Raw genomic sequence first — 15,033 nt, 5'->3', positions numbered from 1 at the left:
TTGAGAAAAACAATAATCACTGTCGTGTTGTTAAGTTCTCTTATGGTAGGTTGCAGTCACATGGCCCAACCAGTCGAACCTAAAGAAAAATCAACTGCTGCACCGAAAGAACGGTCTTCTTCTGTATCTCCATCTCCAACTGCAAGTGAAGAAGTAGACCCGATTGTTTTTAAGGAACGGGAAGTGGATGACCATACATATGAGGATATCAGTAAACTAATACGAGACTATCAACATAACTTAATAAAAGCTATTGATACCAATACGTTTTCTTATGTTGAACCATATCTGTTACCGGGGAGTAGTCTTTACAACTCTCAAAAGGAATTAGTAGAGAATCTTTACTCAAGGAAGGTCAAAGAGAGTTTCGTATCTACGGAGATATTCGGATATTACATCGATAAAAATCGTTTTAAAGTGGAAGTCTCAGAAACCATTGAAGTGTTTTACCCAAAGCGAGGTCCGAGTATTAATGAGTACCCTTGGTATTATACTGTTGAGAAAGCTAACGGGAAATATTATTTAAGCACTTTGGAAGAATGGACTTCATATAAGCAGGATATGGACAAGCGTGGCGGCAGTGTAAAAGTGGATGGGTATTATGCGGAAGAGTTGCTTACTAATTATCACGAGGAATTGGAAAATGCTATTAACACGTTGGATATTACAGAGATCAAGCAGCTAGCGGCAAATGATCTGGTACTTGGGAAACTAAAGGATTTGATTATTGAATTCAGGAGAAAAGGATCCGAATTTACTTTGAATGTCTCTTCTCTTTATGAGGATATGAAAACATTTACATTTGTCCAAGAATTAAATTACCAGTATAAAGATAAGAATGGTAACAAACAAAGCGGCACTAAAGTACTTTACCTTCAACTGGATGAAATACGTGGATCTTATCAAGGTTATGCTGTCATAAGGTATCTGAAAGATGCGAAAAATGATTGGAATAATGCAGAACCTCTTTCCGTAGTGAGCTATCATCTCCAGAAGGTTCATTCTAACATGCCTGAGTACTTATTTATGGTGTATGGTAGTGCAGATAGCCCAGAGAGATGGAGTAATTTCAGCGCTAATAAAATTGAGATCTATAACGCAGGAAAAAACGGCCGCTTACTTCAAGAATGTACATTTGAAAAGACTAGTACGGGGAACGGCAATAGCTTGGGAGTCGAGTTTGAGGATATGAATTTTGATGGATACCTAGATTTCCGGATCCAAGCAGAAACTCCAGCAGGGCCAAATATACCTTACTTGTACTGGTTATGGGATCAGCAAACTTCAAAATATGTTTCCAACACCACCCTGGAACAAATAACCTCCCCAGAGTTCGATTCGTATAATAAGACTATCCATTCTTTTGTCAAAGAAGATCCTACGTTCTACTCGGATAATTTATATCAATACAGAGATGATACTCCGATTCTAATCAAAAGGATTGAAAGAGCGGCAGATATAGAGAAAAAGTTGTGGAACATTACAATAAAAGAACTTAGAAACAACCAGATGAAGGTGACAGGACGTTATAAAGACACATTAGTAATTGAATGATTGTTTTGGACTAGATTTTACGGGATCTTAAACAAATTCACTCCAAGGGGCTGCCATAAATAATTAATGTGTTAAAGGTAAGCGGTTTTTCATTTTTTAAGAATGATATTATAAAAAGAAATGGAGCAAATAATGGGTGCAAATGGTAAGAAAGACGAAAAAGCTATTCCCAATTCACATAGTCCTGTAAGACATTTGATAAATGAAGCACATAATTTAGAACATCGATTTATTGAGAATTACGAACAAGCAATAAGAATCAAAAATTCAGTTGTGATTTTGGAAGGAGATTGGGGAGGACAAATTTATCTGGTTTGCCCTATGGACTTAATTAAATGTGATAAGGAAAGTTTAGAGAACTTATTAGATGATTTGGATAAGATTGCTTGGGAATGTAACGACGGCGAGGGTAAGGGAATTTATTATGAGATAAGAGAGATCGGAGAATCAGTTGCTGGTGGAATGGGTGGGGGAGTAGTGTCCAATACACCATGGGTTCATGATGAATTTGAAGCCATATATGAAGATATACAAAAAGTGATTGGTGGAAAGAGAAAGAGGTTAAAATGAAAGCTTCATTATGATGTAGAAGAAGGGTAAGATTACTTTTATATTGATGTGCATGGGTACTGAAATGGACGTTCTAAGGCTCCATATAAACACAAGGTAAAGAGAGTAGTGGTTGGTATGGTCTCTACGAAAAGGGGCAATACCCTGTAGTGATTAGTTTAATTTATTAAAATACTAAAAATTGAATCAGGAGAACTGAAATGAAAAAAGTGTATGTTCTATCAGGACCTGCAGGAGTCGGTAAGTCGACAACATCACATGAGCTTGTAAAAACACTCTCAAACAGTGCACGCATATCAGGGGATGAAATTAATCATATGCACATCAATGGGCGAGAGAAACCGTGGGAAAGCAAAACAGAACTCTCCCTTATTTGGAAGAACATCTTCTGCCTGACGAAAACTTCCTTGAAAACCGAATCGATGTTGTAATTGACTATGTAGCATTCCCAAGTGACGTAGCTCAGCTTAAAGATAACCTTGCTGATTCCGAAGTGAATATTGTTTATGTGGTATTATGGACCGAAAAAGAAACCTTATTGCGAAGAGACCAAATGAGAGTTCCAGAACAACGCATGGGGGAACGCAGCTTGAAGTTAATAGACGAGTTTTTGCAGTCAGGACTCAGTGAAAGATATAAGCTGGATACGAGTATGTACGGTCCTGAAGCACTGTCATTTATCATAAAATCTATTATGACCAATCATCAATATAGGGGGGAGTAAACTAACAGGAATCTAACGAAGATCAAGAGCTCAATAAGCCAAAACACGAGACTAAGGAGGTGGATCATGGACGATTGGTATAAGATTATTCATGATCCAAGTAAAAATATATTCCAGAAACTAGACGAACAAGTAGATACTTTTTGGCAATGGTCTAAGACGATTAAGCATGAATTTGAATGGGAAGTTTCGTTTCCAAATTGGGAACTAATATATACAATATTTGATAAATTAATTGAAACTACATCTTGTCGTTCTTGGGACCACCGAACAGTTAATAATTTGCTTTTTATTATTGGAAGAGATAATGAAAGTGAATTACTCATTCGTAAGATCACCGATTTTCCCGAAAGGTTGTATTTTTTAGGCAAAGAAGGTATTGCTTACCCAGATTCTGATACTAAATGGCAACTGGCCAATTATCTAACGAAGTGCTTATCAACCCATGCAGATGTTGAGGAGATTATCCTTAAGTATTATCAAGACCAAAATGAGTATGTAAAAAGAAGAGCACTGTTAGCACTTGGAATTATAAATTCAAAGTATGCAGAACAATGTGCAATTGAATCCTGGAATACAGGAATGAAATATCAAAGGCTGGCTGCTTTAGAAGTTCTTAAGCAGCTAAAATCGCCATATTTCTCTGAGCTTCAAAACAGATCAATAGAAAAATAGAATTACTCTCGGAATGCTTTCTTAACCTAACGGAAACGTTGCGGTGGTTGTACTTGAGTCGAGATCTATGAGGTGATATAGAATGGAAAATAAAAAGTACCCTGATAATTACTTTGAGCATTATATTGTCTGCTTTTCAACTGGTCGTCATACTTCAGATGAAGCTGGCTTTGAAAAATTAGCAAGGTTATATATTGATATAGAAGGAGTGGAAACCTTTTCTGAATTAATTAAAGAAATTAAATGTATTTATGATAATAACGATTGGTCTTACTTTGAAAGTATAATAAAACAATTTGAGATTGAAGATTTAGATATTGATAAGATTAAAGAAATGGCAGCAGTAGCTTTGAGAATTTTTAAAGAGATCTAAAAACTTCTTCCACTAAAAAAATTGAGAAGCATTTCATGGAGGCAATGATGACAACTTTCATTTACATGGTAAGACATGGCGAATCGCCGAAGACGGAAGGAACGGAAAGAACAAGAGGGTTAACCGAAAAAGGAAAATCAGATGCCACTCGTATTACTGAATTATTAAAGGGAGAAGGAATCGAGGTTTTTGTTTCAAGTCCATATGAACGAGCAATCTTAACGATTCAAGAGTTAGCTCGATGTTCGGGAAAAGATGTTTTAGTATATGAAGATCTAAAAGAAAGAATTTTTTCTAATGAAGACAAGAGAATGCCTGATGACGAATTAATGCCGTTGATAAAGAAGTCGTTTTCTGAACCGTCCTATGCTTTAGAAGATGCGGAGTCGAATTCAGATTGTCAGAAGCGTGCAATTAAGGTTTTACAAGAATTATTAAAGATCTATCAAGGACGAAAAATAGCGATAGGCACTCATGGAGCAGTAATGACATTAATGATGGGATATTTTAATGACCAGTACGATTTTAATTTTTTACTGCAAACGACAAAACCAGATGTATACCGCATGGAATTCAATGAACAGAAGTTAGTAGCGGTTCAAAAAATGTGGCATGTATAGTAAAGGTTCACCCGAAGGAGAGGTGTTTATGAAAGTAATTACAAGAATTTTTGTCTTCTTGATAGCTTTCTTACCAACCATTCTTACTCTGTTTTTGTTATTAGAATTTTTCCCACACACTGGATTGGGTAGAATCTTTTCTTTGCCAATTACAATAACAATTAACTGTGCGATCATTCTTGCTTTTATAAATTGGAGGAAAAAATCTGGAGACTTTGTCTACCGCATAAATTGGGGTTGGATGTCGATATTGACAATAATGGTTGCATTAATTCTGTACCCTCAAGACTCTGGCACTCATGTCATTATGAAAATCTTGAAGTCACTGTTTGGTTTATAATATCCTGATGTATAATATGAATACCTTTATTATAGGAGATGATAAAAATGGCAAGTAAAGCAAAACGAATGCGCAATAAGATGGTACGGGAAGGGAAAATGGATCCGGGGCTGAAGCGAGGATCATGGAATGGCGTTAATCCAGTGGAACGAAAACCAGAACGACCAGCGATTGAAATGCGAAGAAAAGAAGAGAAGCATCGGGGACGTCTAATTTGTGAAAACAAATCAGACGTCTCTTTTTTATTGTTTAACAGTTAGTCCTAATAAAGATGCGAATGAAATCGCTTGTTCAGGAGAAACGACACAGCCTCTTAAATTATTTGCACTCACATTGATTCGATCAAAAGTACATGTACTTAAATCGATTCCATTCAACACAGTCTGTGTAAAGTCAATATCATTTATATCACAATGAACAAACTGGACTTTCTCAAAACTACAATCATAATAGTTGGCACTCTGCAAAATAGAGTGGTCAAATACTACCTTCTTTAGTTTTGCCTCGATAAACTCACTCAGATTTAAAAGGCAATGATCAAAAGTAACATTTTTAAGATTCGCATTCGATAGATCAAGGCCTAATAACTTACAGTTTTTAAAAGTAACCCGATGAATAATGCCTTCAGTAAAGCTGGTATTGGACAAGTCACAGTTCTCAAAAATAACATCCGCCATATCAATCTTTTTAAATGAGGAATGGGTGAGTTTCACTTCTCTAAAAGAGACTCTAGATAAAGTCAGTTTTTCAATGGATCCATCATCAATAACCATATCAGCAATCATACTGTCCATGATGTATGGTTCTTCTTCGGAAAAGTATTCTTGAAAATTTACTTCCTTCAATTCTGAGGGAATTTTGGGATATTCCATTTTAAAAGCTTTCGACATAACGTAGTGCCACCCTTTCCAATGTAACTATTTAAGGCGCCTTGTCATGTAGTATAGAAAAACAATGAAGCAAATATAAGACTTTTCATTACAGAAGAACTCTGCTACACGGATGAAGGGGTCATTAAAAAAGCCTCAACCAACAAGGGCTGAGGTTTTAGTGATGGGGATTCGGATTCCTTATTACTTCTTTCGATTGCCAACCGAACCCCACATAATTACAGACAAAAACAATACGGCGAAAATAAATAAAATGACATACACAGTTGAAATACTCACAACGACGACCATCCTTTTTGTCCCTGATGGTTTAATCATAATGGATTCGTACTCTTTTGGGCAACAAAAGAACGCCAAAACCCCTTCATGCCGAAAATGGCGAAGAAGTTTCTTTCTTTGTATAAGTTTTTACATTTCTTTATTAATAAATAAAAAAAGAACATCTCACTGGGTATCAATGAGATGTCAAGTTTGGGGGTTTGAGAAAAAAGCCGTATCGTTCAAGTTAAGCAATCGCTCTCACCCGATTGTTTAACTGCATAAAACTTCGCACGCGGTAGGCATGACCAAGTCCTTGGACATGAGCATGCTTACCGCGTAGGCATGCTTTAATGAAAACGGTCTACAGCAACTTCTCAAATACGATGAAACGTCGCTTACAGGTTTGATAATATCAAACAAAAATAAAGAAGGGATTAAGCAAAAATAAAATAAGGTGAATTTTACTTAGAAAAAATATGGTTTCCAATGTGAGTTGCTTTTTGGCGGCTCCAAATCCAACTGGAAGTGGCCGTTTCTGGATTAAAGAAGTAAAGCGAACCCATTGAAGGGTCTTTTCCTCGAATGGCTTCCTTCACAGCTTTTCGTGCCGTATCATCTGTTTTTGCAGGAAGCTTGCCGTCTTGTACCACAGAAAAAGCATTTTTCTCAAAGATAACACCATTTAGGTCGTCGGAAAATTTTCCACTATCCAAACGATTCAATACAACTGCGGCAATAGCAACTTGACCTTCAAATGGTTCACCACGACCTTCTGCATAGACCAATTGAGCTAACATTTCCATTTCTTTATCAGATAAAGTTGATTCAACAACTTTTTTGTTGTTTTGAAATTCAAGAACCCCATGAGGAATACGACTTGGGGCAATTGCTTCCGTCGGTGATGCTACAACGCCTAAAATACTAATCGTCATAGTGCCTAATAAAAACAAAAAGCGCAATAGCGCCATCTTTTTTGTAAACATAAAATCACTCCTTTTCGCTGTCGATCGCTTGCGGCTTCGTGGAGGCGAATTGGTCATGTGCAAGTATACGCACGTATTGGAGTAACCTCAATAGGAGATTGTTGGAAAATCTTTTTAAAAAGGCAAGTACTGGATGATTAGATAATGGTATAGTAGATCATGTTGAAAAGATTTTCCAAGTTTGGAGGATAGGAATCATGAAATTCGTTGCACTAGTTACTGCATTACTTACGACTGCTTCAATTAATACGGGAGCAGCGTATCAGAACACAACCGGCCTGGGAGATGGCACAACACCAAGTGTGGAAAGCAATCATGAATTACCGGAATTTATCAAAGGAAATGCAATCACAACAAGCATTCCTGCCATGATTTCCTTTGACCCGGCATTGGGAGAAGATAGCAGTTCATTTGCCATTATTCGTGCGACATTTGATGGCCTGACACGGACAGGTGCAGATGGACAAACACATCTATCGATGGCAGAAAAAATTGATGTATCTGCCGATCTCAAAACGTATACTTTCACCATCCGGGATGCGAAATGGAGTAATGGTGAGACTGTCACTGCGCACGATTTTGAATTTGCCTGGAAGCGTGAGCTTGATCCTAAAACTGCAGCCAATTATGCGTATCAGATGTACTATATCAAAAATGCAGAAAAGGTAAATAAAGGCGAAGGATCGCTCGATGAGGTCGGAATCAAAGCGTTAGATGCCAAAACACTTCAGGTTACGCTTGAAAATCCGACACCGTACTTCCTGGAGCTGACAGCTTTTCCTACTTATTATCCGGTAAACAAAAAAGTCGTTTCCGCAAATCCAGGATGGGCAAATGATGCAAAAACACACGTAAGCAATGGTCCATTCACGATCAAAAGCATGGAAGATCAATCACACCTTGTTTTGGCAAAAAATCAACAGTACTGGGACAAGCAATCCGTGAAGTTGGATGGAATCAATTTTTTGTATATCGAAGATGAGTATGATATGGTATCCATGTTTAATACGGGTGAGCTGGATTGGGCGGGAGATCCTCTTGGGAATCTTCCAGAAGATTTGTATGGTGCCTACAAAAAAGAGGGATTGTTACATACGAAGTCGATCGCAGGTGTCTATTGGTTAAAGCTGAATACGGAGAAACCGCCTTTCAACAATGCGAAAATTCGCAAGGCTTTTGCTTATGCAGTGAATCGGGCGGAAGTGATCGGGCAAGTAAAACCGTCCAATCTCCCAGCCACTGGAGTCGTTCCTTTAAGCATGCCATTGCAGCAAGAAGGGTATTTCAAGGACAACGACACAGTAAAAGCGAAACAACTTTTGCAAGAAGGGTTGAATGAGTTGGGGTTGAAGCAGCTTCCACCGATTACTTACTCATTTAATACATCAGAAGGACATAAGCGAATTGCGGAAACCATTCAGCATCAGTGGAAAAATTCCCTAGGTGTCGATGTAAAGCTGGAAAACAAGGAATGGATGTCATATATAGAAGACTTGCATCAAGGCAACTATCAGATCGGACGAATGGGCTGGTTGGGTGACTTCAATGACCCGATAAACTTCCTCGAATTGTTTAAGGACAAAAAAGGCGGAAGCAATGATACGAATTGGGAAAACATCAAATATAAAGAACTGCTCGATCAATCCCAACTGGAACGAGATCCAGCCAAACGCAATGAACTGTTAAAGCAAGCGGAACAAATTATTATGGAAGAGATGCCTGTGATTCCGATCTACTATTACACTAGTTCCTGGGTACAGAATGAAAAGGTTAAGGGTGTTGTCCTGGATGGATTAGGTTTAATCGATTATAAGTGGGCGAGCAAGGATAAATAGGTAGAAAACTGAAAATCGGTTTCAACAACAAAAAGAGGGAAGCTCTCCAAAAAATGACGAGCAATCCCTCTTTTTTCTGATCCCACTTTTAGCTCGATTATTTCTCTTCAATCGTAATTGTTTTAATCGATACCTCTTCTGTCGGTTTGCTTGGTTCACCTGAGTGAGGATCGTTCGTCACAGGGGTTGCGGCAATTTTCTCCACTACGTCCATGCCCTCAATTACTTTACCGAAAATGGTGTAGTTCGGCATGCTGTTGAGGTTTTTCACGTCTTCACCTGTACCGATAAAAAATTGGCTGCCATTGGTATTCGGTCCCGCATTGGCCATGGCAACGACTCCTGGTTCATACAGATGCCCGTTGTTCAATTCATCCTCGAACTTGTAACCAGGACCACCTCCACCTGTCCCGGTAGGGTCACCTGTTTGAATCATAAAGGTCTTGATGATACGGTGAAACACAATATTTTCATAGTATTTTTCATTGGAGAGAAACACGAAGTTATTCACTGTTTTCGGTGCATCCTTAGTGAACAGTTCAATCGTGAAATCTCCCTTGGTAGTTGAGACTACAGCACGATATTGCTTGGTTGGATCGATTTTCATCTCCGGTGCTTTTTCGTACTGTTTTTGTGAAACTTGTCCCTGGGGTGCCTTGTCTGCGGGTGGAGTCGTGCTTTGTGTACCACAGCCTACGAGGGCTAGTACTGTAACTAAAGAGATACCAATTTCGCTAATGAGTTTCAACATTACTGGTCCACCTTTCTTTTCATTATCTGCTCTTATGATCACGAAACGGATTATAGCATAAGATTCCCATTGTTTTCTATTGGAGATGCTGTCGATTGGTGAGTTCATGCTATAATGGGAAAAAATTGGCCGAGGGGGAGAACCAAATGACGGAACGCTTCGAAACGAGAACGGTACATATCGGGCATGCACAAGAAAACATCGGGACAGCGAAAACTACTCCGATCTTTCAGACGTCCGTGTTTGCTTTTCCAGGACTAGAAGAAGTGGAAGAGTATTATGCGGGAGAGCGGGATTACCTGTATACCCGAAACGGCAATCCTAATCAGACGGAATTGGCAGATGCAGTTGCGCTTTTGGAAGGAGCAGAGAGCGGAGTCAGTGCTGCATCTGGCATGGGTGCGATTATGGCTGGTTTGCTGGCTGTTCTTCAACCAGGAGATCACATTCTCGCTTCACACGAAATTTATGGAGGAACCTACGCCCTTCTCTCCAAAGAGCTTTCACGGTTTCACATTGAGCTGGAATTAGTTAATTTGCAAAAGATTTCTTCACTTTCTGAAGCCGTTCGACCCAATACCAAAATGTTTTTCTTTGAGACGATCACGAATCCACTGTTAACGGTGGCTGATATGCCATACTGGATCAACCAAGCAAAGCAGCACGGACTCGTAACGATGATTGACAATACATTTGCGACTCCCTATCTGGTGCAACCAACCGCATTTGGTGCAGACCTGGTCGTACACAGCGCAACCAAGTATATCGGCGGACACAGTGACGTAACTTCCGGTGTGCTGGTGGGTAGCAACAAACTGATTCAACGAGCCAAAGAGATTGTAGTGAGCTATGGAGCGTCATTAAGTCCGTTTGAAGCATGGTTAACTTGTCGTGGGCTTAAAACTCTCGCTATTCGCATGGAAAAACAATGCGATAATGCGAAGCAGGTAGCTGGCTATCTGAAGCAGCACCCAGCAGTTGGGGAGGTGTATTATCCCAACCCAGAGGCTACAACGTTTTTTCATCGCAACAAACAGGGCGCTATGATTTCATTTCGTCTGGCAGATGAAAGCAAGATTTATCAGTTCTATCGATCGTTATCTTGGATCAAATTGGCTCCTTCTCTTGCTGGAGTGGAAACGAGCGTCTCACATCCGGTTACCACTTCTCATCGGGCGTTGAGTGAAGTGCAGCGACAGGAATCTGGAATTACGATGGGATTGGTTCGACTCTCTGTTGGAATTGAAAGCTGGGAAGACATTATCGCCGATTTGCAAAAAGGTCTTCTCGGATAATAGGTAAAAAATTAAAAATTCAACTCGCATTTGGTAAAAGAACTTGCTAGATTGAAATTCTAGTAAAATTTATTTTGCCAGTGCGAGTTTTATTTTGTGGATCGTGTGACATTTTCCAGAAACGGATCGTCAAATGGGATAGAAAGAGGGGCCCCCACCCATCGAAAAAAGACCGCTCGCGAGCAAAATTGGTCGGAATCAAGCTCATTATGACTGATTCCAGGTGGGGTAAATTGTGGTTGGAGGAAGAGGGATGGGAATGCCAATGAAGCAGGAGGAAAATCATTTTTCTCCAACGCCTGATAACCCGTCAAGCTATTATGAAGCGCGAGATTTTTCCGAGCTCTATGATGAATATTTTGATCGGGTTAACAGATATTTACGCTGTCGTGTCTATAATTCCTGGGACGCCGATGATTTGACAACAACTGTATTTTTGAAGGCATTGGAGAAATTTGATCAATACAGTAGAACAAGTCCGTTTGCTTCCTGGATCTTTCGGATTGCGCACAATGCGTTTATTGATTTTTTGCGAAAAAACCGGGAGACACCCGTTGAACATGAAGAATTACTGGAAGGAAAAATTGACAACACCTGGCAGCCTGAGCAACAAGCATTGACAAATGAAGAAATTCGATTGTTAAAAGAAAGGCTGGATCAATTGACTACTGATCAAAGGGATGTCTTAACCCTGCGTTATTTTGGCGATCTGAAAATTCAACAGGTCGCTGAGGTACTGGGGCGAACAGAATCAAGCATCAAGATGATTTCACATCGTGGCTTACAACAACTACAGAAACTTTACAAGGAGGGAAATGGGAATGAGAGACGATGACCAATTAACAACTCCAGAATTGGAAGACACCACCGTTGCCCAATTGTTGTCTCATCTGAAATTAATTCGCCAGTCCGTTCCCATCAATCAGCAACTGAAAATCGAGCTGAAGCAACGCTTGCTGGAACAGATGAAACAAATGGGTCAGAACAATACGCCCTCGTCAAGTCCCAGGAAACAGTCATGGTTGCGTCGGTTTCTTCCATTAGGCGCAGGTATAGCGGCTGTATTAATTGCACTTCCATTTTTTATGAGTGATTCCGTTTCATTACATAAACCACAGAAGTTAACAATTGAAAATGCCCGTGAAATGGAACAAGTGGCTTTATCGCCAAAGGGAGAACAAGTAGGGGTGGTATCGGGCAATGCGATGTTATACACCTACGATCTTGAAGAGAAAACGCGGAAAAGGGCAATCACTTTACCCCAGACAAAGGGAAAGTACTTGGCTCCTGCGTGGTCACCCAATGACAACCAGATTGCATTGGTAGAAGAGAACGGAGAAATAGCAAGACTGTGGTTGGTTGATTTCGATCAAAAGGGCAGTCAGTATGCCAGTCGACTGTTGTGGGAAGAAAAAGACGTTCAATTTTCAGGTTTAGACTGGAACCCCGTTCGTACGCAAATTTCCTTTACCCGGAAGAAAGACGGCAAGGAAGAAGCTTGGATCGCCAATACCAATACATTTGCAGCAGAGAAACTGATAGACGGTCGCAATGTAAGCTGGTCACCTGATGGAAAACTGGTTTCATACGAAAAAGATGGCGAGATCCAAATAATGAATATGCTTACGAACCAACGACACTTTATCGTTCAGGGAACATATCCATCATGGGTATCCGACAATCAATTCACGTATATTTCCAACCAAGGAGAACTGGTAGAAGCAGTAGTCGATCCCGAAACGCTTGTTGCCAGATCTGAACAAAACATACCTGTAGATGGGATGACGATTCAACAGGCAAAATGGGCGAACGACGGCAAACACTTGGTGCTTGTCTCATCAGAAAAACAGCAGAATACCTTGTATATCGCTGAACGTAATGAATAAAGGAGAGAAGACCATGTGGAGAAGGATACTGATCTTGGTGGTTGCGTTGATCTATTGTTCGATCCTGCCAACGTCAGCTACAGAAGATATTGATATGGAAGTAACCTTGCCATTGGGCGGGTTGATGAAGCAAGGCGAGTGGACAAGGGTTGAAGTGAAAATAACGAACCAGGGTCAGGATTTTAGTGGAACAGTCCAACTGGAGCAAAAAGACTTTTCGCCGAGGGATCATGCCAATCAATTCAAGCAGTTCGTACAGGTGGGCAAAGGAGAAACAAAGAAAGTCAATTTTGAGATGCCCACGGATTTCTTGATGAACGGTGATGTTTTTGCTCACCTGCAACAGGGTGAAAAAGTCATTCAAACTGAGGCAGTAGTGAATAACAATCAGTTTATGGACCGAATCGGTGCGGTAGTCGATACCAATCCCAATGCATTCCACTTTTTGTCGATCCGTAACGAAGTGAATGGAAGCTGGCAAGAATATAATATCAAAGCAGTTAGACCCAATTTGATGCCAGAGGATGCCTGGATCCTGCATAATCTTGATTTATTGGCGCTTGGTAATGCCGATCAATCTGCATTGAATGAACATCAATTCAAGGCGATCAAGGAATGGGTAAACCAAGGCGGAATTCTCCTGCTTTCAACAGGGGCAGGTAAAGATAAGATCCTCAAACAATTTGAAGACGTCATGCCGATCTCTGCAGGACGTAGTGGAAGCAAGTCTCAACTAGATGAACTTCGCAATTTGTCAGGGCAAGAACGACTTCCGATTACTTCGCTTGATGTCTATAACACTGACCTTCCCTTGTTTGTTTCAAAACAGATCGGAAGCGGGCGAATCTTGTTTGTCAATTATGATGTGAATGCTGAACCACTTGCCTCTTGGCAGTACAATCGCCAAATGTGGCAGCATGTTTTGAATACACATAAGTTAATCAAGCCCGCTGAATCAATCGGAATTACCAATCCAATGGATTATTCGCTACGTAGCTTAAGCAGATTCATTCCAGGGGTCTCCACTCCGGCAGTCGAATGGTTGGCCGTGATTTGGATCGTTTATATTCTGGTAGTTGCACCACTCCTGTATTTCTTATTGAAAAGAAAAGACCGCAGAGAATGGGCATGGGGAGTCATTCCTTTGCTGGCTATTGTCTTGTCAGCCGGCGTATATACGATCGGTCGTTTGCAGATCACCAAATCGGATGCGAGTTACAACGTTACATCGGTTACGATACTGGATGACCATACAGCAAAACTTGCCACAGCCGCAACCTTCCTGACTGTCTCAGGTGGTTCTTATCAGGTGAAGAGTGAGAATGGAGTTCACACGATTCCACTAGGTGCCTTGAGAGGTCAAGATCGATTTGACAATATAACACTTCAACATGATGAACAAAACGGGAATCTGTTTACCTATACACAAGTGCCTTATCTGACGGGAAAACAAGCAGTAGCTACAAGCTATCGAAGTGATATTGGCTCATTTGATAACAAGCTGTTCGTGGAACAAAATCAAGTAAAGGGTTCGATTACGAATAATACCGCTTTCGATATGCAAAACGTATACCTTGATCTGGGAATGCAACGATTTGATCTTGGATCGTTCAAAAAGGGCGAAACCAAGCAGGTAAAGGAAACGTTGAAGGAAATCTACCTTGAAGATGAACTGCGAGATAAGCAGGACGTCTTGGCAGGTCCACAACTGCACGAGGAAATTGCCCAATTGAAAACATCCATCACAAAGAATGGGGTAATGAGTGTTGTTACTAGGGTCGTTGGCGTATCTGAACAATCGTTGCCTGTCATCAGTATGGTGGGTAAGGAGCATAATCAGTTCTTCTACAATGTTTTTAATCAACAATTGAAACTGGCGAAATCCTCTAATGGCCGAGTTCATTATCCATTTGGAACGTTGCAGGTGGAGGCGATCCGTGAAGAGGGGATGACTAGCCGAATGGGTGCTTTCCAATGGGAGGTTGGCAAAGGCAGTGTGACTTTCCGTTTGTACGCTTCACCAATGGATTTGGCAGTTACGAAGATTGAGATTCCGCTTGACTACGCACCTTATCGTCCGTTTGACAAAGAAATTCGCAATGTAAAAACCAATTCGTGGGAGAAGGTCAATCGAGAAAAACGAATCATTCTGGACAAGAACGTAAGCGATTATATCAATAAAGATGGATTTGTTGAGATTCGATTGTCAAATACCACAAACCAGCGCCTCTCTATGCCGATGCCATTTTTCGCTGTAGAAGGAGAGGAGAGATAAG

At 40.3% G+C, this 15,033-nt stretch carries 16 protein-coding genes; 13 read left to right on the top strand and 3 right to left on the bottom strand.

The features are described 5' to 3' along the window. Positions 1–60: 60 nt before the first annotated feature. The 8 genes from ACPW7N_RS00265 to ACPW7N_RS00230 all read left to right on the top strand — a co-directional run bounded on the left by ACPW7N_RS00265 (position 61) and on the right by ACPW7N_RS00230 (position 5,116). Positions 61–1,554, top strand: a complete 1,494-nt coding sequence (locus ACPW7N_RS00265) for an XAC2610-related protein (RefSeq protein WP_425648980.1) — start codon at positions 61–63, stop codon at positions 1,552–1,554. Between the two features lie 132 nt (positions 1,555–1,686). Beyond that, the gene (locus tag ACPW7N_RS00260) at positions 1,687–2,124 is read left to right on the top strand and encodes a hypothetical protein (RefSeq protein ID WP_425648979.1); all 438 of its coding nucleotides are present in this window, start codon (positions 1,687–1,689) and stop codon (positions 2,122–2,124) included. A gap of 343 nt (positions 2,125–2,467) precedes the next feature. Next, a complete protein-coding gene (locus tag ACPW7N_RS00255) occupies positions 2,468–2,848 on the top strand; it encodes a hypothetical protein (RefSeq protein ID WP_425648978.1) in 381 nt (126 codons plus the stop codon). Between the two features lie 66 nt (positions 2,849–2,914). After that, on the top strand, positions 2,915–3,523 hold the full coding sequence (locus ACPW7N_RS00250; protein ID WP_425648977.1) for a HEAT repeat domain-containing protein: 609 nt from the start codon (positions 2,915–2,917) through the stop codon (positions 3,521–3,523). Between the two features lie 82 nt (positions 3,524–3,605). Then, a complete protein-coding gene (locus ACPW7N_RS00245) occupies positions 3,606–3,896 on the top strand; it encodes a hypothetical protein (RefSeq protein ID WP_425648976.1) in 291 nt (96 codons plus the stop codon). 47 nt (positions 3,897–3,943) lie between these two features. Further along, complete coding sequence (locus ACPW7N_RS00240; RefSeq protein WP_425649263.1) at positions 3,944–4,516, top strand: histidine phosphatase family protein; 573 nt, start codon at positions 3,944–3,946, stop codon at positions 4,514–4,516. 28 nt (positions 4,517–4,544) lie between these two features. Then, complete coding sequence (locus tag ACPW7N_RS00235; protein WP_425648975.1) at positions 4,545–4,856, top strand: hypothetical protein; 312 nt, start codon at positions 4,545–4,547, stop codon at positions 4,854–4,856. 47 nt (positions 4,857–4,903) lie between these two features. Then, on the top strand, positions 4,904–5,116 hold the full coding sequence (locus tag ACPW7N_RS00230) for a hypothetical protein (RefSeq protein WP_425648974.1): 213 nt from the start codon (positions 4,904–4,906) through the stop codon (positions 5,114–5,116). Here ACPW7N_RS00230 and ACPW7N_RS00225 read toward each other — a convergent pair. Together ACPW7N_RS00225 and ACPW7N_RS00220 are read right to left on the bottom strand one after the other, a co-directional pair. Further along, positions 5,099–5,746: a pentapeptide repeat-containing protein gene (locus tag ACPW7N_RS00225; protein ID WP_425648973.1), complete on the bottom strand. Its 648-nt coding sequence runs from the start codon at positions 5,744–5,746 to the stop codon at positions 5,099–5,101. The genes ACPW7N_RS00230 and ACPW7N_RS00225 overlap by 18 nt on opposite strands. 722 nt (positions 5,747–6,468) lie before the next feature. Beyond that, positions 6,469–6,990 carry a cell wall hydrolase gene (locus tag ACPW7N_RS00220; protein WP_425648972.1) on the bottom strand — a complete coding sequence of 174 codons (522 nt, stop codon included), beginning with the start codon at positions 6,988–6,990 and terminating at the stop codon, positions 6,469–6,471. A 197-nt stretch (positions 6,991–7,187) separates the two neighbouring features. Here ACPW7N_RS00220 and ACPW7N_RS00215 point away from each other — a divergent pair, with 197 nt between their 5' ends. Then, positions 7,188–8,825: a peptide ABC transporter substrate-binding protein gene (locus ACPW7N_RS00215; protein WP_425648971.1), complete on the top strand. Its 1,638-nt coding sequence runs from the start codon at positions 7,188–7,190 to the stop codon at positions 8,823–8,825. Positions 8,826–8,922: 97 nt separating this feature from the next. On the opposite strand, the gene ACPW7N_RS00210 is transcribed toward ACPW7N_RS00215, so the two are convergent. Beyond that, positions 8,923–9,576, bottom strand: a complete 654-nt coding sequence (locus tag ACPW7N_RS00210) for a peptidylprolyl isomerase (RefSeq protein ID WP_425648970.1) — start codon at positions 9,574–9,576, stop codon at positions 8,923–8,925. Between the two features lie 146 nt (positions 9,577–9,722). On the opposite strand from ACPW7N_RS00210, the gene ACPW7N_RS00205 reads away from it, so the two are divergent. From ACPW7N_RS00205 to ACPW7N_RS00190, 4 genes are all read left to right on the top strand, one after another. Beyond that, the gene (locus ACPW7N_RS00205; RefSeq protein WP_425648969.1) at positions 9,723–10,871 is read left to right on the top strand and encodes a trans-sulfuration enzyme family protein; all 1,149 of its coding nucleotides are present in this window, start codon (positions 9,723–9,725) and stop codon (positions 10,869–10,871) included. A 253-nt stretch (positions 10,872–11,124) separates the two neighbouring features. Further along, positions 11,125–11,706: an RNA polymerase sigma factor gene (locus tag ACPW7N_RS00200; protein ID WP_425649262.1), complete on the top strand. Its 582-nt coding sequence runs from the start codon at positions 11,125–11,127 to the stop codon at positions 11,704–11,706. Further along, positions 11,693–12,757: a TolB family protein gene (locus ACPW7N_RS00195; protein ID WP_425648968.1), complete on the top strand. Its 1,065-nt coding sequence runs from the start codon at positions 11,693–11,695 to the stop codon at positions 12,755–12,757. Before ACPW7N_RS00200 ends, ACPW7N_RS00195 begins: the two co-directional genes overlap by 14 nt. A gap of 13 nt (positions 12,758–12,770) precedes the next feature. After that, positions 12,771–15,032: a hypothetical protein gene (locus ACPW7N_RS00190; RefSeq protein ID WP_425648967.1), complete on the top strand. Its 2,262-nt coding sequence runs from the start codon at positions 12,771–12,773 to the stop codon at positions 15,030–15,032. Position 15,033: the final 1 nt, after the last annotated feature.

The organism is Brevibacillus nigriterrae (assembly GCF_049846925.1).
In the GTDB taxonomy this organism is placed as follows: domain Bacteria; phylum Bacillota; class Bacilli; order Brevibacillales; family Brevibacillaceae; genus Brevibacillus_H.
Note: the sequence above shows the minus strand (reverse complement) of the source record. Positions and strands in the feature narration are given on the sequence as shown.